This window comes from Acidovorax sp. LjRoot66 (assembly GCF_964253305.1).
In the GTDB taxonomy this organism is placed as follows: Bacteria; Pseudomonadota; Gammaproteobacteria; order Burkholderiales; family Burkholderiaceae_C; genus Acidovorax.
This window is the reverse complement of sequence record NZ_CAXUQU020000001.1, coordinates 1063569-1086210: the sequence shown is the minus strand read 5'-3', so window position 1 is coordinate 1086210 and position 22642 is coordinate 1063569. Positions and strand designations below refer to the sequence as shown.

Annotated in this window: 22 protein-coding genes; 17 read left to right on the top strand and 5 right to left on the bottom strand. The window is 68.4% G+C overall.

Going from position 1 to position 22642, the window contains the following annotated elements:
• Positions 1–71: 71 nt before the first annotated feature.
• Complete coding sequence (locus ACSQ3Y_RS05140; protein WP_436176627.1) at positions 72–1211, top strand: carbonic anhydrase family protein; 1140 nt, start codon at positions 72–74, stop codon at positions 1209–1211.
• 14 nt (positions 1212–1225) lie between these two features.
• Here the strand turns inward: ACSQ3Y_RS05140 and ruvA are convergent, their stop codons facing one another.
• Positions 1226–1801 (bottom strand): Holliday junction branch migration protein RuvA, encoded by a 576-nt coding sequence (gene ruvA / locus ACSQ3Y_RS05135; RefSeq protein WP_057199954.1) that lies wholly within the window; start codon positions 1799–1801, stop codon positions 1226–1228.
• Positions 1802–1883: 82 nt separating this feature from the next.
• Here ruvA and ACSQ3Y_RS05130 point away from each other — a divergent pair, with 82 nt between their 5' ends.
• Both ACSQ3Y_RS05130 and ybeY read left to right on the top strand, forming a co-directional pair.
• Complete coding sequence (locus ACSQ3Y_RS05130; RefSeq protein ID WP_057266435.1) at positions 1884–2840, top strand: PhoH family protein; 957 nt, start codon at positions 1884–1886, stop codon at positions 2838–2840.
• Between the two features lie 31 nt (positions 2841–2871).
• On the top strand, positions 2872–3369 hold the full coding sequence (gene ybeY / locus ACSQ3Y_RS05125) for an rRNA maturation RNase YbeY (RefSeq protein ID WP_436176626.1): 498 nt from the start codon (positions 2872–2874) through the stop codon (positions 3367–3369).
• Here the strand turns inward: ybeY and ACSQ3Y_RS05120 are convergent.
• Positions 3366–3962, bottom strand: coding sequence for a histidine phosphatase family protein (locus tag ACSQ3Y_RS05120; RefSeq protein WP_436176625.1), 597 nt, complete (start codon positions 3960–3962; stop codon positions 3366–3368). The two genes, ybeY and ACSQ3Y_RS05120, sit on opposite strands and share 4 nt — an antisense overlap.
• A gap of 275 nt (positions 3963–4237) precedes the next feature.
• Here ACSQ3Y_RS05120 and ACSQ3Y_RS05115 point away from each other — a divergent pair, with 275 nt between their 5' ends.
• The 6 genes from ACSQ3Y_RS05115 (at position 4238) to ACSQ3Y_RS05090 (ending at position 10141) form a co-directional block, all read left to right on the top strand.
• On the top strand, positions 4238–4978 hold the full coding sequence (locus ACSQ3Y_RS05115) for a sulfite exporter TauE/SafE family protein (RefSeq protein ID WP_436176624.1): 741 nt from the start codon (positions 4238–4240) through the stop codon (positions 4976–4978).
• An 89-nt stretch (positions 4979–5067) separates the two neighbouring features.
• Entirely contained in the window at positions 5068–5943 is an 876-nt protein-coding gene (locus ACSQ3Y_RS05110) for an AEC family transporter (protein ID WP_436176623.1), read from the top strand.
• A gap of 150 nt (positions 5944–6093) precedes the next feature.
• Positions 6094–8463 (top strand): ATP-binding protein, encoded by a 2370-nt coding sequence (locus ACSQ3Y_RS05105; RefSeq protein ID WP_436176622.1) that lies wholly within the window; start codon positions 6094–6096, stop codon positions 8461–8463.
• Positions 8460–9185, top strand: coding sequence for a methyl-accepting chemotaxis protein (locus tag ACSQ3Y_RS05100; RefSeq protein WP_436176621.1), 726 nt, complete (start codon positions 8460–8462; stop codon positions 9183–9185). The genes ACSQ3Y_RS05105 and ACSQ3Y_RS05100 overlap by 4 nt, the downstream gene beginning before the upstream one ends.
• Before the next feature lie 10 nt (positions 9186–9195).
• On the top strand, positions 9196–9750 hold the full coding sequence (locus tag ACSQ3Y_RS05095) for a hypothetical protein (protein ID WP_057199946.1): 555 nt from the start codon (positions 9196–9198) through the stop codon (positions 9748–9750).
• 22 nt (positions 9751–9772) lie between these two features.
• Positions 9773–10141: a response regulator gene (locus ACSQ3Y_RS05090; RefSeq protein WP_057266441.1), complete on the top strand. Its 369-nt coding sequence runs from the start codon at positions 9773–9775 to the stop codon at positions 10139–10141.
• 9 nt (positions 10142–10150) lie between these two features.
• Here the strand turns inward: ACSQ3Y_RS05090 and dtd are convergent, their stop codons facing one another.
• Both dtd and ACSQ3Y_RS05080 read right to left on the bottom strand, forming a co-directional pair.
• Positions 10151–10609, bottom strand: coding sequence for a D-aminoacyl-tRNA deacylase (dtd, locus tag ACSQ3Y_RS05085; protein ID WP_057266442.1), 459 nt, complete (start codon positions 10607–10609; stop codon positions 10151–10153).
• The gene (locus ACSQ3Y_RS05080) at positions 10606–11541 is read right to left on the bottom strand and encodes a cation diffusion facilitator family transporter (protein WP_428002638.1); all 936 of its coding nucleotides are present in this window, start codon (positions 11539–11541) and stop codon (positions 10606–10608) included. The genes dtd and ACSQ3Y_RS05080 overlap by 4 nt, the downstream gene beginning before the upstream one ends.
• A 60-nt stretch (positions 11542–11601) precedes the next feature.
• Between ACSQ3Y_RS05080 and ACSQ3Y_RS05075 the strand changes: the two genes are divergently transcribed.
• The 4 genes from ACSQ3Y_RS05075 to ACSQ3Y_RS05060 all read left to right on the top strand — a co-directional run bounded on the left by ACSQ3Y_RS05075 (position 11602) and on the right by ACSQ3Y_RS05060 (position 15135).
• Positions 11602–13146 (top strand): sensor histidine kinase, encoded by a 1545-nt coding sequence (locus tag ACSQ3Y_RS05075; protein WP_436176620.1) that lies wholly within the window; start codon positions 11602–11604, stop codon positions 13144–13146.
• A complete protein-coding gene (locus ACSQ3Y_RS05070) occupies positions 13143–13775 on the top strand; it encodes a response regulator transcription factor (RefSeq protein ID WP_436176619.1) in 633 nt (210 codons plus the stop codon). Before ACSQ3Y_RS05075 ends, ACSQ3Y_RS05070 begins: the two co-directional genes overlap by 4 nt.
• Positions 13776–13892: 117 nt before the next feature.
• Positions 13893–14384 (top strand): GlcG/HbpS family heme-binding protein, encoded by a 492-nt coding sequence (locus ACSQ3Y_RS05065; protein ID WP_057266446.1) that lies wholly within the window; start codon positions 13893–13895, stop codon positions 14382–14384.
• A 28-nt stretch (positions 14385–14412) separates the two neighbouring features.
• Complete coding sequence (locus ACSQ3Y_RS05060; protein WP_157412310.1) at positions 14413–15135, top strand: ankyrin repeat domain-containing protein; 723 nt, start codon at positions 14413–14415, stop codon at positions 15133–15135.
• Here the strand turns inward: ACSQ3Y_RS05060 and dbpA are convergent.
• The gene (gene dbpA, locus ACSQ3Y_RS05055) at positions 15125–16528 is read right to left on the bottom strand and encodes an ATP-dependent RNA helicase DbpA (protein WP_057266447.1); all 1404 of its coding nucleotides are present in this window, start codon (positions 16526–16528) and stop codon (positions 15125–15127) included. The genes ACSQ3Y_RS05060 and dbpA overlap by 11 nt on opposite strands.
• Positions 16529–16655: 127 nt before the next feature.
• Here dbpA and ACSQ3Y_RS05050 point away from each other — a divergent pair, with 127 nt between their 5' ends.
• The 4 genes from ACSQ3Y_RS05050 to ACSQ3Y_RS05035 all read left to right on the top strand — a co-directional run bounded on the left by ACSQ3Y_RS05050 (position 16656) and on the right by ACSQ3Y_RS05035 (position 22638).
• The gene (locus ACSQ3Y_RS05050) at positions 16656–18737 is read left to right on the top strand and encodes a putative bifunctional diguanylate cyclase/phosphodiesterase (RefSeq protein ID WP_436176618.1); all 2082 of its coding nucleotides are present in this window, start codon (positions 16656–16658) and stop codon (positions 18735–18737) included.
• Positions 18738–18848: 111 nt separating this feature from the next.
• Positions 18849–20330 (top strand): AMP nucleosidase, encoded by a 1482-nt coding sequence (locus ACSQ3Y_RS05045; RefSeq protein WP_436176617.1) that lies wholly within the window; start codon positions 18849–18851, stop codon positions 20328–20330.
• Positions 20331–20363: 33 nt separating this feature from the next.
• Positions 20364–21497: a GGDEF domain-containing protein gene (locus ACSQ3Y_RS05040; RefSeq protein ID WP_057199936.1), complete on the top strand. Its 1134-nt coding sequence runs from the start codon at positions 20364–20366 to the stop codon at positions 21495–21497.
• A gap of 199 nt (positions 21498–21696) precedes the next feature.
• A complete protein-coding gene (locus ACSQ3Y_RS05035) occupies positions 21697–22638 on the top strand; it encodes an ATP-binding cassette domain-containing protein (protein WP_057199935.1) in 942 nt (313 codons plus the stop codon).
• Positions 22639–22642 lie beyond the last annotated feature (4 nt).

Genomic DNA, 22642 nt, shown 5'->3' with positions numbered 1-22642 from the left:
AACTATATAGCCCAGGCGGCCCCCCCAGGGGGTAAAGTAAGTGGGTACTGTGCCGATACATGAAGCACACCATGAAACAGATGCTGCCCGCGCCCACCCGCCTGCCACGGCCGCTGCAATTGCTGGCCGCACTGGCCGCCAGTGGCGCAGCCGCCCTGACCGCGACTGCCCAGACCGCGCCCCCGCCCGCCCGCACCGCCAGCGGCGCCATCCGCATCGAGAACCCGCAGGACAAGGCCACCCTGGCCACCCGGATCGACGAGGCCATCCAGTGCGCCAAGGACAAGAACGCCACGCCGGCCAAACCCGGTGCGCGCAAGAACGCCGGCCCTATCCCCAGCGTGGAAGTGCGCGTGCCACCCGACCGCGCGCGCAAGCCGGCCCAGGCCGAAGCTCTCCCGCCGGCATCGCCCCGGCAGACCGTGCGGGACCCTGGGGCCAGCCGCCGCTACATCCAGTCGCGTGCAGCCGAACTGGCCGCCGCAGCACCGCCTGCAGCCCCACCACCGCCAGCCGACCCGCGCACGGTGCGCTGGGACCATGCCAGCGGCGACAAGGGACCCGAGGCCTGGGGCGGCCTGCACCCGGATTTTTCGACCTGCAGCCAGGGCACGCGCCAGTCGCCCATCCACATCACCCCGCAGGACGTGGCGCTCGGCCCGGCCGACCCCTTGCCGTTCGGCAACCAGTTCTTCGGCGGCACGGTGTGGAACACGGGGCATGGCCTGGCGCTGGAGGTGGAAGGCACCAGCATCCTGCCCCTGCGCGGAGCGCCCTGGCGGCTCATGCGCCTGCAGTTCCGCCACCCCGCAGAGGAGCGCGTGCACCTGCAGAGCTACCCCATGGCCACCGAGCTGGTGTACCAGGGCCCGAGCGGCCAGATGGCCGTGGTCAGCGTGCCCATGCAACTGGGCAGCCCCAATGCCTTCATCACCCGCCTCTGGACGCACATGCCCCTGGACGCCCAGGACCGCGTGCGCCTGCCGCAGCCGGTGCTCTCGGTGGGCGAGTTGCTGCCGCAGGACCGGCGCTACTACCAGTACGCGGGCTCGCTGACCTCGCCGCCCTGCACCGAGGGCGTGCTGCGCATCGTGATGAAGACCCCGGTGAGCGTGGGCCTGGAGCAACTGCGCCTGCTGGCGCGCGTCTCGCAGCCCAATGCGCGGCCGGTGCAGCCGACCAATGGCCGCCTGGTGCGCGAGGCCCAGTAGGCGCCCGTTCGGACCTACCTGGCCAGCGACTTGAGCGCCAGCTTGATGCCGTCGCTCACACCCACGTCGGCCGGCAGGGCCTTGAGGGCAGCGGCCGCTTCCTTGTCGTTGTAGCCCAGGGCCAGCAGGGCCTGCAGGATGTCGGCCTGCGCATCGCTGGTGGCGTGGCTGCGCGCCCCCCCCATGTCGGCGCCCAGCTTGCCCTTGAGTTCCAGCAGCAGGCGCTCGGCGGTCTTCTTGCCGATGCCGGGCACCTTGACCAGACGCCCCGCCTCCTGCAGCGTGATGGCCTGGGCCAGGTCGCCCACGCCCATGCCGCTCAGGATGGACAGCGCCGTGCGCGGGCCCACGCCCGAGATCTTGATCAGCTCGCGAAAGGCCTGGCGCTCCTCGGAAGTGGCAAAGCCGTACAGCAGTTGCGCATCCTCGCGCACAATGAACTGCGTGAGCAGGCTCACGCGCTCCCCCACGGAGGGCAGGTTGTAGAAGGTGCTCATGGGCACATTCACCTCGTAACCCACGCCGTGGCAGTCCAAAAGCACCTCGGGGGGATTCTTCTCCAGCAGGGTGCCGGTCAATTTGCCTATCATTGATGTCCTTTGCCGTCGCTGGCGTGACAAGCAGCGCCGTCGCTCTTGCGTTCTGTTCTATTGCCTGACGGGAATTATCAGCGTGATCCTGCGCCACACCTTCACTCCCCACAACAACACCCGGCTCACGCACCTGTGCGGCCCGGCCGATGCGCACCTGCGCACCATCGAGGTGGCGCTGCAGGTGAGCATCGCGCACCGGCACGAACAGTTCAAGGTGGATGGCCCCAAGGCCAAGGCCACGCAGGCGATGGAGTTGCTGCAGGCCCTGTACGAGATGGCCGAGCGCCCGATCCCCGAGGACCACATCCAGCTCATGCTGGCGGGCGACAGCGAGCTGCTGGAGGCACCGGACGACGCCATCGTGCTCAGCACGCGCCGCCCGGACCTGCGCGGGCGCACGCCCACACAGAACCTGTACCTGCAGAACATCGCCACGCACGACATCACCTTCGGCATCGGCCCGGCCGGCACCGGCAAGACCTACCTGGCCGTGGCCTGTGCGGTGGATGCGTTGGAGCGCAGCAACGTGCAGCGCATCGTGCTGACGCGCCCGGCGGTGGAGGCCGGCGAGCGCCTGGGCTTCCTCCCCGGCGACCTGGCGCAGAAGGTCGACCCCTACCTGCGCCCGCTGTACGACGCGCTGTACGAACTGATGGGCAACGACAAGGTGCAGAAGGCCTTCGAGCGCAACGCCATCGAGATCGCGCCGCTGGCCTTCATGCGCGGGCGCACGCTGAACAACGCCTTCGTGATCCTCGATGAAGCGCAGAACACCACGCCCGAGCAGATGAAGATGTTCCTCACCCGCATCGGCTTCGGCGCGCGCGCCGTGGTCACGGGTGACGTGAGCCAGGTCGACCTGCCCAAAGGTGCCATGAGCGGCCTGGTCGATGCCGAGCGCGTTCTCAAGCGCGTCAAGGGCATCGCCGTCACCCACTTCACCAGCGCCGACGTGGTGCGCCACCCGTTGGTGGCGCGCATCGTGGACGCCTACGACGCACCCCGCCGTGCGGTAGCCACGCGCACCCGCGCGTGAGCGGACAGTCCTCTGACAAGACACCCCACCCATGCCCTTGAACCAACTTTCCCTGTCGCTGCAGTTCGGCCGCTTCGACGGCGCCGCCGCGCACCGCGCCGTGCTGCCGCGCCACAAGGTCACGCGCTGGATACGCCACGCCCTGGCCACCGACGCCGAGATCACCGTGCGCATCGTCGATGCAGAGGAAGGCCGCCAACTCAACAAGGACTACCGCCACAAGGACTACGCGACCAACGTGCTGACCTTCGACTACACGCAGGAACCCCTGGTCACGGCCGACCTGGTGCTGTGCGCCCCAGTGATCGAGCGCGAAGCGAAGGAGCAGAACAAGAGCCTGGAAGAGCACTACGCCCACATGCTGGTGCATGGCGCACTGCACGCCCAAGGCTGGGACCACGAGACCAGCGCGGCCGATGCCGACGAGATGGAGGCCTACGAGACCGCCATCCTGCAGGAGCTGGGCTTTGCCGATCCGTACGACGCCAAGCCGGTGGCACCGAAGCCCGCCAAGTCGCGCAAACGTTAGGGAGAGGGCCCGACTCCATCGACCGGCAGCCACCACGACAGCGCGCGGGGCTCTGGCCCCCACTGGATGCTGAAGTAGTTGCCACCGCCATTGGCGGGCTGGTCCCATTGCCGCGAGATGGGATGCCCGGTGAGGTGGCAGTACAGCAACGCACCCACCGCCCCATGCGAGACGATGGCCAGTGCCCCGGCAGAGGTATCGGCTGCGGCGATGGATGCCACGGCCTCCACGATGCGCGCCTGGGCGTGCGCCGCAGTCTCCCACCCGCGCACCGACTGCTCCGGCTGCGCAAAGAAGGCGTCGGCCACGGCCTCGAACTCGGCCAGTGGCAGGTAGCCGGTGGACGAGCGGTCGTTCTCGCCGAGCGCTGCCACCTGCGTGGGCGCCAATCCCCGGCGCTCCGCCAGTATCTGCGCACCATCGATGGCCTTTTGCTCGGTGCTGCAGTAGACAGCCGTGATCTCTGGCACCCAGGGCTGCGACAGGGCCGCCGCCATGCGCACACGCCCCCGCTCGGACAAGGGCCAGCGCGTGATCGGGACAAGGGGGCTGATCACCACGTCGGGATGGCTGATGAAATGGATCGTGCGCATGGGCTCCCTGCGGGAATGGGTTGGACAGCGCGAGCACGACGGCCCGGCCATCGCTGTTTTTAACGCAAAACACCTTTTACCCGGCGCAGGCATTGCCCCGCGCCTGGACAGTGCCATACCCAGGCCTGGCGCGCCCTGGCGGCCTGCTGTGCCCAGCCGCCAGGGCCCGCAACCGGCCGCAACGCAGGGCTCGGCGTCCGAAAAGGCAGGCGGCCCGCACCTAAGATGCGCGGCGCGCCGACCCCAGACCGGCTTCTCCTCCATGTGAAAGCCCCATGTTCGAAACCGCCCTGCTGCTCACCGCCGCCTTCGTGGCCGGCGCCCTCAATGCCGTTGCCGGGGGCGGCAGCTTCCTGACCCTGCCGGCCCTGGTGTTCACGGGCATGCCCCCCGTGGTGGCCAATGCCACGGGCACCGTGGCATTGCTGCCGGGCTACCTGGCCGGGGCCTGGGGCTTTCGCGAAGACACGGCCCCACCGCCGGGCCTGTCGATGCGGCTGCTGGTGGCGCTGTCCCTGGCCGGCGGCGCGGCCGGCGCAGCCCTGCTGCTGGTGACGCCCGAGGCCACCTTCCGCCGTGTGGTGCCCTGGCTGCTGCTGGCCGCCACCGCGCTGTTCGCCTTCGGCCCCTGGCTGCGGCAGCGCCTGGCAGGTGGTGTGCCCTCCACCCCCAAGGCCGTCGCGGGCGTGCTGGCCGTGGCGGCTTACGGCGGCTACTTCAACGGCGGCCTGGGTATTCTTCTATTGGCGCTGTTCGGGCTGCTTGGACAAACGAACCTGCATGCCATGAACGGGCTCAAGAACTGGGTCTCGGCCCTGCTCACGGCGATGGCCGTGGCCATCTATGCCGCCGGCGGCGTGGTCCTGTGGCCGCAGGCCCTGGTGATGATGCTGGCCGCCACGGCCGGAGGCTACGGCGGCGCGCGCTTGGCACGGCGCATTCCCGCGCAGTGGCTGCGCGGCGGCATCGTGGCCACGGGGCTGGTGATGGCAGCCTTGTTCTTCTGGCGGCGATGAACGGCGGCGCCTGAGGCCGAGGCACCCATCCCATCCGATGGGCGAGGCGGCTGGTGCCTTAAGCTCGGAGGGCTGCTTTCCACGTCCCCATGCTGCTGCGCATCCTCTCCATCCTGTTTCCCCTGTTCGCCATTGCCGCCCTGGGCTATGCCGTCGGGCGGCGCATGAAGCCCGATCTCTCGACCGCCAACCAGCTCAACCTGGCGGTGTTCGTGCCCGCACTCGTGTTCGGGGCCATGGCGGGCAAGGACTTCCGTGTGCAGGACCACCTGCCACTGCTGCTGGCCACGCTGGCGCTGATCGCCGGCACGGGCGTGGTGGGCTGGCTTGTGGCCCGCGCGCTGGGCCTGGAGCCCAAGACGCTGGTGCCGCCGATGATGTTCAACAACTGCGGCAACCTGGGCTTGCCGCTGGCGGTGCTGGCGTTCGGCCAGGAGGCGCTGGCCCCGGCGATTGCGATGTTCGTGGTGTCCAACGCGCTGCAGTTCTCCTTCGGCATCTGGCTGCTGGACCACCAGGCGCGGCTGCGCACCATGTGGACCTCGCCCTCCATCCTGGCCGCCATCGCGGGGCTGGCGGTGGGCATGGCGGGCATGGCGCTGTGGCCGCCATTGCTCACGGCCATCCGCATGGTGGGCGATGTGTCTATTCCGCTGATGCTCTTCGCGCTGGGTGCGCGCCTGGCGGATTCGCACATCCAGTCCGTCGGCTTCGGCGTCTTTGGCGCCGTGCTGCGCCCGGTGACGGGCATGGCCATCGCCTGGGCTGTGGCCTGGGGCATGGACCTGGCACCGCGCGAGCAGGGCTTGCTGCTGGTGTTCGGCGCCCTGCCCCCTGCGGTGATCAACTTCATCCTCGCCGAACGCTACCGGCAGGAACCCGAGAAGGTGGCCTCGATGGTGCTGATCGGCAACCTGGCAGCCCTGGTGTTCCTGCCCATCGCACTGGCGCTGACGCTGCAATAGCCGCAGCCGACCGCGCCACGAAAAGCGCAGACCGCGCAGGCCTGCGCCGCCTTGCCCCTCGAAGGCCCGGGGGAAATGTCATGAAGGCGCCACGGACGTCGCCGACAGTTGAATCAAATTGTTACATTGGTTCAGCAGCCAGTCCCTCCCATGACCGTTCGCCTGCGCATCATCCTGCTCATCACCCTCACCTTCCTGGCGCTGTGCGCCATCGGTGGCTTCGCGCTCTACCAGTCGTCCCGCGGTGCGCAGCAGGTCAAGGCCGTGACCGAGGGTGTGGTGCCCAGCACCATCCAGTCGGTGGAAATGATGGGGCAGCTCAAGGACGTGCACATAGCCACCATGGCCATGGTGTCGGCACCCGACGGGGAGAGCGCCAAGACCACCTACGAGGCGCTGAGCTCGCGCAAAAGCGAACTCAAGGCAGCCCTGGCTTCGCAGATGCGCCAGGCCGACAGCGATGCGCAGCGCGGCCTGATCAAGGAGGCAGAGATGAGCTTGGAGAACTACTTCCAGGCCATCGACGACACGGCCCAATTCAAGCTCGCCGGCCAGCAGGAGGCCGCCGAGGCCACCATGGCCGCCACCGTGGACCAGTACCTGCGCGAGCAGGGCCAGATGATCGAGGCCGTGCAGGTCGAGAAGCGCCGCGGCAAGGACCAGGCCATCGCCTCGCTGAACGCCAACCTGACCCAGACCACGACGACGCTCACCACGATCACGGTCATCGCCGTGCTGGGCATGGCGGGCATCGGCTTCATGCTGTACCGCCAGATCGTGCGCCCCATCGGCGAGATGGAGCACAAGATGACCGAGATCGCCACCAGCCAGGACTTCTCGCACCGAGTGCCGGTCACCCGAATGGACGAGATCGGGCGCTCGCTCACGGCCTTCAACCTGATGGTGGAGAAGATCCAGCAAAGCACGGAACTCGTGCGCCAGAAGACGGCCGACATCCAGGTCATGCTGCACACCATCCCGCAGGGCATCATGACCCTGCAGGCCGGCGGCGTGATCCACCCCGAATACTCGGACCACCTGGCCAGCATCGTGGAAACCAGCGATCTCGCGGGGCGCAGTGTGACCGATGTGCTGCTGGCCCATACCGACCTGGGCGCGGATGCACTGTCGCAAGCGACGACGGCCATCGATGCCTGCATCGGCGAAGACGCCATGAACTTCGATTTCAATGCCCACCTGCTGCCGGGCGAGGTGAGCGTGCGCTTCGCGGATGGCAAGACCAAGGTGCTGGACCTCACCTGGTCGCCCATCGCCTCGGGCGACGGCAGCACCGAGCGCCTGATGCTGTGCGTGCGCGACGTGACCGAACTGCGCGAGCTGGCACGCTCCGCGCAGGCGCAAAAGCAGGAGCTGGCAATGATCGGCGAGGTGCTCGCCGTGCAACAGGAAAAGTTCCACGACTTCGTGGACAGCTCGGCCTCCTTCGTGCTGCACAACCAGCGCCTGCTGGATGGCTCGGCCACCGATGCGGCAGCCCGCGCGGCCGCCGTGGCAGAGCTGTTTCGCAACATGCACACCATCAAGGGCAATGCCCGCACCTACGGCCTGCTGCAGCTGGCCGACTTGGCGCACGCGGCCGAGCAGCGCTACGACGCGCTGCGCCAGGACCTCTCTGGCTGGGACAGCGCGGCACTGGATGCCGAGCTGCAGGCGGTGCGCGCATCGCTGGACAGCTACGCGCACATCAACGATACCAAGCTGGGCCGCAAGGGCCCCGGGCGCCGCGGCAGCGTGGAGAAGTACCTGATGGTGCCGCGCGAACGCATCGACGAACTGCTGCACGCGGCGGGCAGTGCCCTGCAAGGCAGCAAGGACCTGCATGCCACGCGTGCCATGCTGGAACAGGTACAGCACGCCTTGCAGCTGCTGGGCACCCACACGCTGCACAACGTGCTGGAGACGGTGGTGGACTCGCTGCCCGACCTGGCGCTGGAACTGGGCAAGCAGGTGCCCAGGGTCGTCATCGCCGATGGCGGCATCGTGCTGCGCACCCAGGTGACCGACGTGCTGCGCAACGCCTTCATGCACCTGCTGCGCAACGCGCTCGACCACGGCATCGAAGCCCCGCCGGGCCGGGCCGCGCAAGGCAAGGCGCCACAGGGCCGGATCGAGATCGCCATGGGCCAGGCGGATGGCCAGATCACGCTGCGGCTTTCCGATGACGGCCGGGGCCTGGACCTGGACCGCATCCGCGCAAAAGCCATTGCATCGGGCCTCGTGCAGGAAGACAGCGCTTTGGCTCCGGCAGAGACCGCGCAGTTGATCTTTGCACCCGGTTTTTCCACGGCCAGCGAAGTGACCGCCATCTCGGGACGCGGGGTGGGCATGGACGCGGTGAAGGCCTTCATCGAATCCGTGGGCGGCAGCATCGCGCTGGAACTCCAGCCGGCCGATGGGCAAGCAGGCCACGCACCGTTCCACACCGTGATCCACCTGCCCGCCCAGTACGGCGTGGCACGCCGCGCCCCGGCGGAACATGCCGAGAAGGAAGCGCAATGATGGAAGTGCTGATTCTGCTGTGCGGCTGCGCGCTGGGCGCCGTGGTCGGCTGGTGGCTGTGCGGCCGCACGCTGCGCAACGCAGCCTTGCAGACCGAGGACGTCGGCAACGATGCGCAATGGGAAGTGGAGAACGAGAATGCCCGGCTCCAGTCCCAGGTCGATCAGTTGCACGGCTCGCTGCAGCAGGCACAGGCCAGCATGCAGAACGCCATTGGGCAGTGGGAGCAGGAACAGCGCCAGATCGAGCACAGTGCCGGCCAGCAGACGCAAGCCGTGGTGCGGGCCGTGGTGCAGGGTGCCATGGGCCACAGCCAGACGCTGGCCAAGGCACTGGCCGATCTGCAGGGCATCAGCAAGACCTTCGAGCGCTGGCATGCCGACATGAGCAAGCTCGTGACCCACAACAAGGACATGCACGAGAAGAACGACGAGTTCGCACGCATCGTGCGCCAAATGGTGATCGTGGCGCTCAACGCATCGATCGAGGCAGCCCGCGCGGGCAGCGCGGGCCGCGGCTTCGCCGTGGTGGCCAACGAGATGCGCACACTGTCGGTGAATGCCGAGGCCCTGTCCAAGCACTACCGGGACAACCTCTACAAGAACGACCTGATCGCCACCACCACCTTCCAGGACATGCAGGCCGGCGGCAAGATGATCATCAACGCGTCCATGGGGCTGGAGCTGACGAATCGCAAGATCCAGGCCGCCCTGTCTGCCTGAGCCATCCGCCATGACGTTGAGCCAACGCGCCAGGGACAGCCTGGACAGCATGATGATCGCCGGCCTGCGCCAGGGCATGGGGCCGCAGCATTCGGAGATGCAGATCCGCACCGTGCCTGCGGTGGAGCAGGACTCGCTCACCCACATGGCGGTGCTGTCGATTGCCTCCTATTCGTTTCGCGTCATCGCAGCGCTGCACTTTGCGCACGATGCGCGCACGCGTGCATGGATTGCGGGCGTGGTCGGGCAGGACGAGCGCGAGATGGGCCCGCAGCCATTCATCGACGCCATCTGCGAGGTCGGCAACATGTGCTGCGGCGCCATGAACCGTGAGCTGGGCGCCTTCTACGATTGCCTGGGCCTGTCGACCCCACAGATCCTGGATATCCGCAGCCTGCCTCACATGGCGCAGATCGGCACCGACCACCTGCAGCATTTCCGCATCGACATGCCCGGCGGTCTGCCGCTGCATGCCACCCTGTGCGCCCGTGCCTACACGCCCATGGACTTCCATTGGAAGCCGCCCGAGGTCGAACAGGTCGCGGGCGAACTGGAATTTTTCTGACCACTTTTGAAGGACTCGCACCATGGCCAACATCCTCGTCGTCGACGACTCCAGCACCGTGCGCAACGAAGTCGGCGGCTTCCTGGGCAAGAACGGTTTCGACGTCGCTTTCGCCGTGGACGGCCGCGACGGCCTGACCCAGCTGCAGCAGGACCCGCGCATCAAGCTCGTGGTCTGCGACGTGAACATGCCCCACATGGACGGCCTGACCATGGCCGAAAAAGTGCGCAGCGAACTCAGGAACACCGGGGTCAACATCGTGATGCTGACCACCGAGAACTCGCCCGCGATGAAGGAGCGCGGCAAGGCCGCCGGCATCCGCGGCTGGATCGTCAAGCCGTTCAACGGCCCGGCCGTGCTTGGCTCGTTCCAGAAACTGGTCGGTGCCTGAACGCCTGCGCTATGGCGTCGGTGCGGCCGGCGCAATGCGCAGCGGTATGGTGATCGGCCCATCGTTGACCAGGTGCACCTGCATCTCGGTGGCGAAGCGGCCGGTGGCCACCACCGGGTGCAGCGCACGCGCCTGCTGCACCACGTAGTCGAACAGGCGCCGCCCATCGTCGGGTGCTGCCGCCTGGGTAAAGCTCGGGCGGTTGCCGCCCGTCGTGTCGGCGGCCAGCGTGAACTGGCTCACCAGCAGCAGCCCGCCGGCCACGTCCTGCAGGCTGCGGTTCATCTTGCCGGCGTCGTCGGCAAAGATGCGCAGCTTGAGCAGCTTGGCCAGCAGTTTGTCGGCCTCGGCCTCGGTATCGCCGCGCTCGGCGCACACCAGCACCAGCAGGCCGGCGCCGATAGCGCCCACGGTGGTTCCATCCACATCCACGCGGGCTTCGCGCACGCGTTGCAAGACACTGATCACGTCACGTCCTTGGGGTCGTCAAAATGGGCTTCCACATCGGTGGGCAGCAGTTCGATGGTCGCACGCAGGCCAGGCACGGCGGCCATCAGCGCCCGCTCCACCTGGCCACGCAACTCGGCGGCCTGGCCCAGGGTCCAAATGGCTGGCACATGCAGATGCAGATCGACGAATTGGCGCTGGCCGGCCCGGCGTGTGGACACATGGTCAAAGCGCAGCACCCCCGGTGCCTGCCCTTGCACGAACTGCTGCAGGGTGGCTTCAATGCGGGCCTGCACCGCGGGCGGGGCGGCCTCGTCCATCAACCCCTGGGATGAGCGCCAGACCAGCGACACGCCTTCCTTGAGGATGTTGATCGCCACGGCGATGGCGGCCACGGCATCGAGCCAGAGCCAGCCAGTGAGCGCGGCACCGGCAATGCCGACCAGCACCCCGGCCGAAGTCCACACGTCGGTGACGAGGTGGCGGGCATCGGCTTCCAGCGCAATCGAGCGGTACGCACGGGCGGACCGGAACATGAACCATGCCAGCAGGCCGTTGAGGCCGGAACTCACCGCCGAGAGCACCAGGCCCCAACCCACCTGCTCCAGGGGTTGCGGGTCGAACAGCCGATGCCCGGCCGCCCAGAAGATGCCCAACGACACGCCAACGATCAGGATGCCTTCGAAGCCGGATGAAAAATACTCGGCCTTGTGGTGGCCGTACGGGTGGTTGTCGTCCGCCGGGCGTTGCGCCACGGTGACCATGGCCAGGGCAAAAATGGCGCTGGCCAGGTTGACGAAGGACTCCAGGGCGTCCGACAGCAGCCCCACCGAGCCGGTCACGTACCAGGCCAGCGTCTTGAGAACGATGGTGACCAGCGCCACGGCCACGGACGCCCACAGCAGGTTGCGCGGCGTGAACCAGGGGTGCAGGGTGGAGGCAGTGGGGGGCATGGGCGGGTGGAGGCGTTCGGACAGGATTACAACAGACCCGGCCGTGCCAGAATCCGCCCCATGACCAAGGCATGGCGTCACCGCCTCGCAGGATTGCTGTTGTGGGCCCTCGTGGCGGCTGCCGGTGCCGGCTGGCTGGCGCATGCGCGCGTGGAACAGCTGCGCGCGGCCTTCGATACGGATGCGCGCATCGTGCACCGGCTGCTGAGCCAGCGCGTGGTGCAGCACGATGCGGTGATGGCCACGCTGGCGCTGCTGCAGCCCCCGGTGCCGGGCGCTGTGGCCGACACGGCGGCGGCGTCGACCCTGCCTCGCCTGCCGTCCGTCTACCCCCAGATCCTGGCCGTGCTGCAGCGCCCGGCTGCGGGTGCCTGGCCCGCTGCGCAGAAGGCCGCGCTGGATGCAGCCGAGGCGGCCTCGCGCCGCTCCGGGCGCGCCGAGATGGCCCTGGCCGACCTGGCCGCCGGCCGCTACCACCTGGTGCTCGCCGGCACACCGGCCAGCTATGCGCTGCAGATCGACCTGGCGGCCACCGTGCCGCTGGACGAATGGCCCATGAACCCGGTGACCAGCCCGGTGCGCGTGGCGCTGGACCGGGCTGGCCAGTCCTTCGTCGTGCAGCCAGGGCGCCGGCTGGACCGCATGGGCTGGCACTTCAGCGTGCACAAGCTGCTGGCATCGCCGAGCCAGCCCCTGGACGTGGTGGCCGAGCGCACCGTGACCCCGGCCGAGCTGCCCTGGTGGGCCATGCTGGGCTGGTGCGTGCTCACGGCAGCCCTGTGGGCCGGCGCGCTGGCCTGGTGGCGCCAGCGCGTGGCACGCCAGCGGGCCGAAGAGCTGCTGCGCCTGGGCCAGGTGGCCCGGCTCAACACCCTGGGCGAGCTGGCCGCCGGCATGGCGCACGAGCTCAACCAACCCCTCACGGCCTTGCTGGCCAGCACCCAGGCCGCCAAGCGCCTGCTGGGCGAATCGCCTCCCGACCTGGACACCGCCTTCGACGCCATGGGCCGTGCCGTGGAGCAGGCGCGTCGCGCATCGGCCGTGGTGGGTCGGCTGCGCCGCCTGGTGGAGCGCCCCGACCTGGCCGGGCAGGCCCATCCGCTGGCCCTGCCCGCCGCCGTGCAGGACGTTCTGCACCTGGTGGAGCCCGAACTGCAGCAGCGCGGCGTGGCACTGGTCCTGGAGGCGGAACCCGACCTGCCTGCAGTGCTGGCCGAACCCGTGGCCCTGCAGCAGATCGTGCACAACCTGGTGATGAATGCCCTGCAGGCCATGGAGCAGGTGCCGGCCGCCGAGCGCCGGCTGGAGCTGCACCTGGCCCGGCAGGACACGGGCCAGGTGGCACTGACCGTGCGCGACCATGGCCCGGGCATACCGGCCGAGGCGCGCGACCGCCTGTTCGAGCCTTTCTACACCACGCGCGAGGGCGGCCTGGGCCTGGGACTCACGCTGTGTGAAAGCCTGGCCCAGGCCATGGGTGCGCAGCTGTGGCTCGCACCCGCTGCAGGCCGGGGCGCGGCCTTCGTGCTGGTGCTGCCGGTCACGGCGCAGGCCCCCGCTGCAGCGCACCCGGCTGCCCCCCTCCACACCCCCGTGCTTCCATGACCGACCATGCCACGCCCCTGTCCCCGCTGATCCACCTGGTGGACGACGATGCCGCCGTGCGCGAGGGCCTCGCCCTGCTGATCGGCACCGTGGGCCTGCGCGTGCAGGCCTGGGCCGACCCGCTGGCCTTTGCCGCAGGCTTCGACCGCGCCAGCATCGGCGCCATCGTGCTCGACGTGCGCATGCCGGGCACCAGCGGTCTGGCCCTGCTGGAGCAACTGCTCGAGCAGGGCGTGGACCAGCCGGTGATCATGCTCACAGGCCATGGCACGGTGGACATGTGCCGCCGCGCATTCAAGGCCGGGGCTGCCGAGTTCCTCGAAAAGCCGGTGGACGACGAGGTGCTGCTCGAAGCGCTGCAGAACGCGGTGCGCCAGCATGTGCGCTCGCGCGAGCGCCACCAGGCCGACCAGCAGGCGCGCGAGCGCCATGCCCAGCTCTCGGCGCGCGAGCGCGAGGTGCTGGGCCTGATCGTCGAAGGCCTGACCAACAAGGAGATCGGCCGTGCGCTGGAGCTCTCGCCGCGCACCGTGGAAACCCACCGCGCCAACCTGTTCGCCAAGCTCGGGGCCGAGTCGCTGGCCCAGTTGATAAGGCGCTACGCCGCGCTGGTGGACGGCGCTCCGTAGTTCTACGGAGGCCCGCGCGTAGCCGCACGAATGGCGCCGGCGGCCTGCATTTTTTACAGTTCTCCCACGGCCTGACGACCTGCCAGGCCGGCCTTCCAAACCACCGGAGAACACACCATGCAACGCCACTTCAAGACCGCCGCCATCGCCCTCGCTTTCGTCGCCACCGCTGCCAGCGCCGAAGGCGTGCGCACCGAAAAGAACATCTCGCTGGACCTGGCCACACAGATCGCCGCCCAGACCGTGGCCACCTGCACCGCCAACGGCTATGCCGTGACCGCCACCGTGGTGGACCGCGCCGGCACCGTGCGCGCCGTGCACCGCGCCGACAACGCCGGCCCGCACACACTGGAAGCCAGCCGCCTGAAGGCCTACACCTCGGCATCGGCCAAGAACACCACGCTGGCCATGATGGAAGGCGCCCAGAAGAACCCCGCTGCCGCCAACCTGGTCAACATCCCCGGCTACCTGCTGCTGGGCGGCGGCGTGCCCGTGAAGGTGGGCAACGAAGTGATCGGCGCCGTGGGCGTGGGCGGTGCGCCCGGCGGCCACCTGGACGAGCAGTGCGCTGTGGCCGGCATCGCCAAGGTGCAGGACCTGCTCAAGTAAGCCACACCTGACCGACCAGGAAAGAGCCATGGCCCACCGCACCGCCCCTTCTTTTTCGAGCACGGCGCGTGCGCTGTGCGCCATTGCCGCCACCCTGGCCTTCGCTGCCCTGCAGCCGGCCCAGGCCCAGGTTCCGCCCAACCCGGCGGAACTGGCGGCCTACCAGGGCGTGCATGCCGCTGCGGCACAGGGCGACACTGCCGCCCTGCAGCGCCTGCTCGCAGGCCCGAGTGCCGCAGCACAGCTCAATGCCCGCGACGCCCACGGCCGCACGCCCCTGCACGTGGCCGCCTTCGCGCGCCAGCGCGAGGCCATCCGCTTGCTGGCCAGGGCCGGTGCTGGGCTGGATCTGCTGGAAAACGACCGCTACGACGCGGTGACGATTGCCGCCGTGGCCGACGACGAGGACACCCTGGCCCTGCTGCTCTCGCTGGGTGCCAGCGCGAAGCAGGTGACCAGCCGCTACGACGGCACGGCCCTGATCGCCGCCGCCCACCTGGGGCATGACGGCGTAGTGCGCCAGCTGATCGCGGCCGGCGCACCGCTGGACCATGTGAACAACCTGCACTGGACAGCGCTGATCGAGTCCATCGTGCTGGGCAACGGCGGGCCACGCCACCAGGCCACGCTCAAGGCCCTCGTCAAGGCGGGGGCCAGCCAGGCACTGACCGACCGGCAGGGCAACACGCCGCTGCAACTGGCAAAGCAGCGGGGCTACGATGCCATGGTGCAGATGCTGGTCAGTCGGTGACCAGGCGGGCCTTCACGGACTTGCCTTTGACCTTGCCGCTGTTGAGGCGGTCGGCCACCTGGCGGCCCACGGTGCGGTCCACCGCCACGTAGGTGGAGAACTCGTTGACGTTGATCTTGCCGATCTGCTCGCGCGTGAAGCCCATCTCGCCGGTGAGCGCACCCAGCACGTCGCCGGCGCGGATCTTCTCTTTGCGGCCCCCGATGATCTGGATGGTGGCCATGGGCGGCACCAGCGGCCCGTCGCCGGTGGGCGTGAGTTCGGCCAATGGGTAAAAACGCGATTCGCGGCCCTGCAGCTGCTCGATCTTGCCCACGCTGCCCATCTCGTCCATGCTGGACAGGTTGAGCGCCAGGCCCTCGGCGTCGCCCCGGCCGGTGCGGCCGATGCGGTGGATGTGCACCTCGGCGTCGGGCGTCACGTCCACGTTGACCACCGCTGCCAGGTTGGCGATATCGAGACCGCGCGCGGCCACGTCGGTGGCCACCAGCACCGAGCAGCTGCGGTTGGCGAACTGCACCAGCACCTGGTCGCGCTCGCGCTGCTCCAGCTCACCATACAGCGCCAGGGCGCTGAAGCCCTGGGCCTGCAGCACGGCCACCAGGTCGCGGCACTGCTGCTTGGTGTTGCAAAAGGCCAGCGAGGACTCGGGCCGGAAGTGGTCCAGGATCTGCGACACGGCGTGCAGGCGCTCGGAATTCTTCACCTCGTACCAGCGCTGCTCGATCTTGCCCTCGGCATGCTGGGCCTGCACCGTGATCTGCTCGGGCGCCTTCATGAACTGCTGGCTCAGCTTGGCGATGCCCTCGGGGTAGGTGGCCGAGAACAGCAGGGTCTGTCGTTCCTTGGGGCACTGGCGCGCCACGGTGGCGATGTCGTCGAAGAAACCCATGTCCAGCATGCGGTCGGCCTCGTCGAGCACCAGGGTGTTGAGCGCTTCCAGCGACAGGTGCTGGCGCTCCAGGTGGTCCATCACGCGGCCGGGCGTGCCGACCACGATGTGGGCGCCGTGCTCCAGGCTCACCGTCTGGCCGCGCAGCGGCACGCCGCCGCACAGGGTGACGACCTTGATGTTCTCCTCGGCCCGCGCCAGGCGGCGGATCTCGGTGGTCACCTGGTCGGCCAGCTCGCGCGTGGGGCACAGCACCAGCGCCTGCACGGCAAAGCGGCGCGGGTTGAGGTTGGCCAGCAGGGCCAGGGCGAAGGCCGCCGTCTTGCCGCTACCGGTGCTGGCCTGGGCGATCAGGTCCTTGCCCAGCAGGGCGGGCGGCAGGCTGGCGGCCTGGATAGGGGTCATCTGCGTGTAGCCCAGCTGCTGCAGATTGGCCAGCGTGGCGGGGCTCAGGGCCAGCGTGCTGAAGTCAGTGCCGGCTTGGTTTTCTTTGGAGGTCATGGCCCCGATTATCCGGGGCGCGCCGGAAAAGACCTATTTGCCCTGCCACGTGCATAGGGAGAACTACCTTACGCCGGCGTCAGGTGAATCGGCTATAACGGAATACAGCGCAGGAACCGGGTGGTACATGCCAGAAACGATCAACGCAGCCAGCACCGCCGAGCAGGGCCGCTCCAGCGACCTGCTGCTGCGCCTGATCGCGGACTCCGTGCCCGCGCTGATGGCCTATTTCGACCTGCCCGGCCTGCATTGCCTGTTTGCCAACCAGGGCTATGCGGCCTACAACGGCCATTCCACCGAATCCATCCTCGGCCTCACGGTGCAGCAGGCCATCGGCGACAAGGCCTGGCAGGCCATACAGCCCCATGTGGAGCGCTCCACCCGGGGCGAGCACGTCAAGTACGCGCGCGAGCAGACCCTGCCCAATGGCGAAGTGCGCATGATCGAAGTGAATCTCATCCCGCACTTCGAAGGCGCGCAGAAGGACCGGCAACTGGGCTCCTTCGTGCTGATCACCGACATCACCGAGCGCTGGCGTGCCGAGCGCTCCGTGCGCGAGAGCGAAGAGCGCATGCGCAAGTTCACCGAAGCCACGGACGAGGCCATCGTGTTCCACCGCGACGGCCTGATCTCCGACGGCAACGAGGCCTTGTACCGGCTCACCGGCTATGCGCTGCACGAGGTGGTGGGCCTGTCCATCTTCAACTTCATCAGCCCCGAATGGCGCGCCGTGGCGCTCGACTACACGCGCAGCGGCCGCGAAGACCCCTACGAGGTCACCATACGCCACAAGGATGGCCATGCCATCCCGGTGGAGGTGGTGGGCAAGACCATGCCGTTCCACCATGCGGACTACCGCATCGTGGTGGTGCGCGACATCACGGCGCGCAAGCAGGCGCAGGAGCGCGAAGCCTTCAACGCCCTGCACGACTCGCTCACACAGTTGCCCAACCGCCGCCACCTGATGGACCAGTTGGCCAAGGCGCTGGCCCGCCGCCAGGGCCAGGTGGCGGTGCTGTTCGTGAACCTGGACCATTTCAAGACCGTGAACGATTCGCTCGGCCACCACGCCGGCGACCAGCTGCTGCGCGAAGTGGCCGACCGGCTGCGCCACGCTGTGGGCGAAGCCGACGTGGTGGCCCGCCTGGGCAGCGACGAGTTCGTGCTGGTGCTCACCAGCATCCACGCGCCCGAGGATGCGGCCCGGGTGGCCGACGCCGTGCTGCAGGCCATGCGCACTGTCTTCACGGTAGGCCACCTGCCGCTGACCATGTCGCCGTCCATCGGCATCAGCCTGTTCCCGGACGATGGGGCCACCGGCGACGCGCTGCTGCGCTGCGCCGACGCGGCCATGCAGCAGGCCAAGGACAGCGGCCGCGGCAACCGCCAGTTCTACCAGCCCGGCATGGACCTGCGCGCCATGGAAGTGCTGCAGCAGGAGCGCCTGCTGCGCGAGGCCATCGCAGACAACGCCTTCGTGCTGCACTACCAGCCGCAGATCTGCCTGAAGGACGGCACGCTCAGAGGCTTCGAGGCCCTGGTGCGCTGGAACCACCCGGTGCGCGGTCTGGTGGGCCCCACCGATTTCATCGCTTTCGCCGAGTCGCGCGGGCTCATCACGCCGATTGGCCGCTGGGTGCTGCACGAGGCCTGCCGCCAGCTCAAGGCCTGGCAGGACGAGGGGCTGGCCCTGGTGCCGGTGGCCGTGAACCTGTCGGCCCTGGAGTTTCGCCAGCGCGATGTGGCCGGCGAGATCGCCGCCGCCCTCACGGCCACGGGCCTGGCACCGCAGTACCTGGAGATCGAGCTGACCGAATCGGTGCTGATGCACCAGAACGGCCAGGTGCTCGATACGCTGCAAGCGCTCAAGGACCTGGGCGTGGGCATCTCCATCGATGATTTCGGCACCGGCTACTCGTCGCTGGCCTACCTCAAGCGCTACCCCATCGACAAGCTCAAGATCGACCGCTCCTTCGTGATGGACACCCCAGGCAGCGCCGACGATGTGGCCATCGTCACCGCCATCGTGCAGATGGGACGCAGCCTGCAGCTCCAAACCGTGGCCGAGGGGGTAGAGACTGCCGAGCAGATGGCCCTGCTGCGCAGCCTGGGCTGCGACCTGATCCAGGGACACCTGATCTCCGTGCCCCTGGACGCCCCGGCCATCCGCCAGTGGCTGCTGGGCCAGGGCGCGCAAACTGCGGCCTGAACGCCACACCGGCCCCGGGAGAGGGTCCGACAGGGCGGTTTCCCGCGAATTTCTGGTGCAGGGCAGGTGGCTGTCACCCCCACCACCCCGCCGCATGTGGACAATAGGGCCATGCCCCTGATTCCCGACTTCATCGCCCCCACCCGCCACACCGACCCGGCCGAGGCCCTGGCCCAGGTGCAGCGCATCTACCAGCAGCAGATAGGCCACCTGCGCGAGGCCATGCACCAGTTCGTCTCCGGCGATACGCCGGCGGGGCATGTACGCGCCTTCTACCCCTTCGTGCGCATCCACACCACCACGGTGGCACGGGCGGACACCAAGCTGGCCTATGGCTTCGTGGAAGGCCCCGGCCGCTACGAGACCACGCTGACCCGCCCGGACCTGTTTGCACGGTACTATGCCGAGCAGTTCCGCCTGCTGCGAAAGAGCCACAACGTGGAACTGGAAGTGGGCACCAGCGCACAACCCATCCCGATCCACTTCTCGTTCGCCGAGCACGACCACATCGAAGGCACACTGACGCAGGAGCGCCGCATGCTGATGCGCGACGTGTTCGACCTGCCCGATCTGGCCGCCATGGACGATGGCATCGCCAACGGCACCTGGGCGCCGCGCCAGGGCGAGGCACAGCCGCTGTCGCTGTTCACCGCGCCACGTGTGGACTACTCGCTGCACCGCCTGCGCCACTACACGGGCACGGCACCCGAGTGGTTCCAGAACTTCGTGCTGTTCACCAACTACCAGTTCTACATCGACGAGTTCGTGCGCCTGGGCCATGCCGAGATGGCCAAACCCGACAGCGAGTACGTGGCCTTCATCGAGCCGGGCAACGTGATCACGCGCCGCGTCGGCGTGCCGGCGGCGGAGGCCGACGCCCTGGGCGTGGCCCCGCCGCGCCTGCCGCAGATGCCCGCCTACCACCTGGTGCGCCAGGACCGCAGCGGCATCACCATGGTCAACATCGGCGTGGGCCCGGCCAACGCCAAGACCATCACCGACCACATCGCCGTGCTGCGCCCGCATGCCTGGATGATGCTGGGCCACTGCGCTGGCCTGCGCAACAGCCAGCAACTGGGCGACTATGTGCTGGCGCATGCCTACGTGCGCGAAGACCACGTGCTCGACGAGGAGTTGCCGCTGTGGGTGCCGATCCCGGCGCTGGCCGAGATCCAGGTGGCGCTGGAGCAGGCAGTGGCCGACGTGACCCAGATCGCCGAAGCCGACCTCAAGCGCATCATGCGCACCGGCACCGTGGCCAGCACCGACAACCGCAACTGGGAGCTCTTGCCCGACAACATGCCCCAGCGCCGCTTCAGCCAGAGCCGCGCCGTGGCGCTGGACATGGAAAGCGCCACCATCGCGGCCAACGGTTTCCGCTTTCGCGTGCCCTACGGCACCCTGCTGTGCGTGAGCGACAAGCCGCTGCATGGCGAGATCAAGCTGCCCGGCATGGCCAACCACTTCTACCGCGAGCGGGTGGACCAGCACCTGCGCATCGGCATGCGCGCCATCGAGATCCTGCGCGAGGGCGGCATCCACCGCCTGCACAGCCGCAAGCTGCGCAGCTTTGCCGAGGTGGCATTCCAGTAATACCATCCCCGCCACACGGCGGCGCACCCATCCATGCCACTGGACTTTCTGACACTGATGGCGGTGATGGCCGCCAACCTGTTCATGATCTCGGCCGCCCTGCCGCTGATCATGGGCCCCGGGGTGAGCCCGGCGGCCCGCTGCGTGCAGGCCAGCATGCTGCTGCAGGCCACGGCCTGGGCCGCCATCATCGCGGCTGGCTACTGGTGGGACCAGGCCCTGTCCACCCTTTCGGTGGCCTGCAATGCGCTGGCGCAGTGGATGCTGTACCGCGCCCTGGGCGAATGGCTGGGCGAGCGGCCCTTGAAGTCCCTGCTGCGGGTGCTGGTGGTGATCACCCCGCTGGGCTATACGCTCGCCTTTGGCGACTATGCCTGGCGCGTGGGCTGGGCCAACCTGCTGATGGCCGCCATCCTGCTCATCGTGGCACGCGCCACGCTCTACCCTGCACGCTATGCCGACCCGCGCTGGCGGCGCCTGCTGATGGCCTGCCTGGTCACCTCGGCGGCGTTCACCCTGGCGCGCGGCATGCTGGGCGCCTTCACCGACCAGTACCCGAGCTTTCGCACCCCCCACCCCGTGAACCTGGCGGCGGCCGTGGCCACCAATGTCTGCTTGGTGCTGGGCACCGTGGCCCTGCTGGTGGCTTGGCGTGCCGAGGCCGAGCAGAAGCTGCGCGCGCTGGCCATGACCGATGGGCTCACCGGCGTGCTCAACCGGCGCGGCTTCACCAAGCAGGCCGAGAACATGCTCTCGCACGCCTGGCGCCACCACCTGCCGCTCACGGCACTGGTGCTGGACCTGGACTATTTCAAGCAGATCAACGACACCCACGGCCATGAGAGGGGCGACCGGGCGCTGAAACTCTTCGCCCGCCTGCTGGAAGAAACCTGCCGCACCGGTGACCTGGTCGGGCGGCTCGGCGGCGAGGAATTCGGCGTGCTGCTGCTGCACAACAGCGCGCCTGCGGGACTTGCCTTCGACCGCCGCCTGCGCACGCGCCTGCACGACGCCAGCTCTGCCGAACTGGGCTTTGCGCTTGACTACAGCGCCGGCATGGCCGTGCTGCTGCCTGCGGAAACGCGCCTGCCCGACCTGATGGGCCGGGCCGATGCCGCGCTTTACCTGGCCAAGGCACAAGGGCGCGGCCGGATGGTTGAAGCCTGAGAGGCTGAGAGTCTTTCGTCCATGCCCGCCTTGCACGCCAAAACACCCCGGCTCGTCGTTGCAAATGCGCGCCATAGCCCGAGCTATGGCTGTGCTTTGCGCCTAGATCCAGGGCGTTCTGGCGCGCCCCTCGGACACGGCCAAAAAACTCCCAGCCTCTGAGCGCACGCCGTATTCCGGTATCGCACACAATCGGTGCATGAAGGATCTATTCGAAGTGCGCGATCTGCGCAAAAGCTATGGCGAGACCACGGTGGTCAACGATGTCTCGTTCGCCATTGCCCCCGGTGAATGTCTGGGCGTGATCGGCCCCAACGGCGCGGGCAAGACCACCACCATCCGCATGTGCCTGGGCCTGGCCAACCCCGACAGCGGCAGCGTGCGCTTTTACCCCAGCGCTGGTGCTGCCCCGCTGCACATGCCGCACGACGCCCTGGCCATCAAGGCGCAGATCGGGGTGGTGACGCAGTTCGACACGCTGGACCCGGATTTCACCTGCTACGAAAATCTGCGCGTGTTCGGCCGCTACTTCGGCATCAAGGGCCCGGCCATGGACGAGCGCGTGCCCAAACTGCTCGAATTCGCGGCCCTCACGCACAAGGCGAACGCCAAACCCGGTGAATTGTCGGGCGGCATGAAGCGGCGGCTGAGCCTGGCGCGCGCCCTGGTCAATGACCCGCGCCTGCTGCTGCTGGACGAACCCACCACGGGCCTCGACCCCCAGGCCCGCCACCTGATGTGGGAGCGGCTGCAATTGCTGCTGCAGCAGGGCAAGTCCATTTTGCTGACCACCCACTTCATGGACGAGGCCGAGCGTCTGTGCTCGCGCCTGCTGGTGCTCGACCATGGCAAGAAGATCGCCGAAGGCCGCCCGCGCGAGCTCATCGCCCAGCACCTGGAGCCCGACGTGGTGGAGGTTTTCGGGGTGGGCGCCGTGGCGCTGGCCGAAGATGCCGCGCTGCGCAGCCTGGCGGCGCGCGTGGAAGTCAGCGGCGAAACGGTGTTCTTCTACACCCAGAATGCCCAGCCGCTGCTGCACGCGCTGGGTGCGCACCCGCATCTGCGCACCCTGCACCGGCCTGCCAACCTGGAGGATCTGTTCCTCAAGCTCACCGGCCGGCAGATTCGCGAGGATGGTTGAACGG

Excerpts from the sequence above, each read along its gene's own strand:
- ruvA (WP_057199954.1), bottom strand. The coding sequence starts at position 1,801 with ATGATAGGCAAATTGACCGGCACCCTGCTGGAGAAGAATCCCCCCGAG.
- ACSQ3Y_RS05070 (WP_436176619.1), top strand. The coding sequence starts at position 13,143 with ATGACCGACCATGCCACGCCCCTGTCCCCGCTGATCCACCTGGTGGAC.
- ACSQ3Y_RS05140 (WP_436176627.1), top strand. The coding sequence starts at position 72 with ATGAAACAGATGCTGCCCGCGCCCACCCGCCTGCCACGGCCGCTGCAA.
- ACSQ3Y_RS05060 (WP_157412310.1), top strand. The coding sequence starts at position 14,413 with ATGGCCCACCGCACCGCCCCTTCTTTTTCGAGCACGGCGCGTGCGCTG.
- ACSQ3Y_RS05050 (WP_436176618.1), top strand. The coding sequence starts at position 16,656 with ATGCCAGAAACGATCAACGCAGCCAGCACCGCCGAGCAGGGCCGCTCC.
- ACSQ3Y_RS05065 (WP_057266446.1), top strand. The coding sequence starts at position 13,893 with ATGCAACGCCACTTCAAGACCGCCGCCATCGCCCTCGCTTTCGTCGCC.
- ybeY (WP_436176626.1), top strand. The coding sequence starts at position 2,872 with ATGCCCTTGAACCAACTTTCCCTGTCGCTGCAGTTCGGCCGCTTCGAC.
- dbpA (WP_057266447.1), bottom strand. The coding sequence starts at position 16,528 with ATGACCTCCAAAGAAAACCAAGCCGGCACTGACTTCAGCACGCTGGCC.
- ACSQ3Y_RS05120 (WP_436176625.1), bottom strand. The coding sequence starts at position 3,962 with ATGCGCACGATCCATTTCATCAGCCATCCCGACGTGGTGATCAGCCCC.
- ACSQ3Y_RS05110 (WP_436176623.1), top strand. The coding sequence starts at position 5,068 with ATGCTGCTGCGCATCCTCTCCATCCTGTTTCCCCTGTTCGCCATTGCC.
- ACSQ3Y_RS05100 (WP_436176621.1), top strand. The coding sequence starts at position 8,460 with ATGATGGAAGTGCTGATTCTGCTGTGCGGCTGCGCGCTGGGCGCCGTG.
- ACSQ3Y_RS05040 (WP_057199936.1), top strand. The coding sequence starts at position 20,364 with ATGCCACTGGACTTTCTGACACTGATGGCGGTGATGGCCGCCAACCTG.
- ACSQ3Y_RS05045 (WP_436176617.1), top strand. The coding sequence starts at position 18,849 with ATGCCCCTGATTCCCGACTTCATCGCCCCCACCCGCCACACCGACCCG.
- ACSQ3Y_RS05090 (WP_057266441.1), top strand. The coding sequence starts at position 9,773 with ATGGCCAACATCCTCGTCGTCGACGACTCCAGCACCGTGCGCAACGAA.
- ACSQ3Y_RS05115 (WP_436176624.1), top strand. The coding sequence starts at position 4,238 with ATGTTCGAAACCGCCCTGCTGCTCACCGCCGCCTTCGTGGCCGGCGCC.
- ACSQ3Y_RS05095 (WP_057199946.1), top strand. The coding sequence starts at position 9,196 with ATGACGTTGAGCCAACGCGCCAGGGACAGCCTGGACAGCATGATGATC.
- ACSQ3Y_RS05035 (WP_057199935.1), top strand. The coding sequence starts at position 21,697 with ATGAAGGATCTATTCGAAGTGCGCGATCTGCGCAAAAGCTATGGCGAG.
- ACSQ3Y_RS05080 (WP_428002638.1), bottom strand. The coding sequence starts at position 11,541 with ATGCCCCCCACTGCCTCCACCCTGCACCCCTGGTTCACGCCGCGCAAC.
- ACSQ3Y_RS05105 (WP_436176622.1), top strand. The coding sequence starts at position 6,094 with ATGACCGTTCGCCTGCGCATCATCCTGCTCATCACCCTCACCTTCCTG.
- ACSQ3Y_RS05075 (WP_436176620.1), top strand. The coding sequence starts at position 11,602 with ATGACCAAGGCATGGCGTCACCGCCTCGCAGGATTGCTGTTGTGGGCC.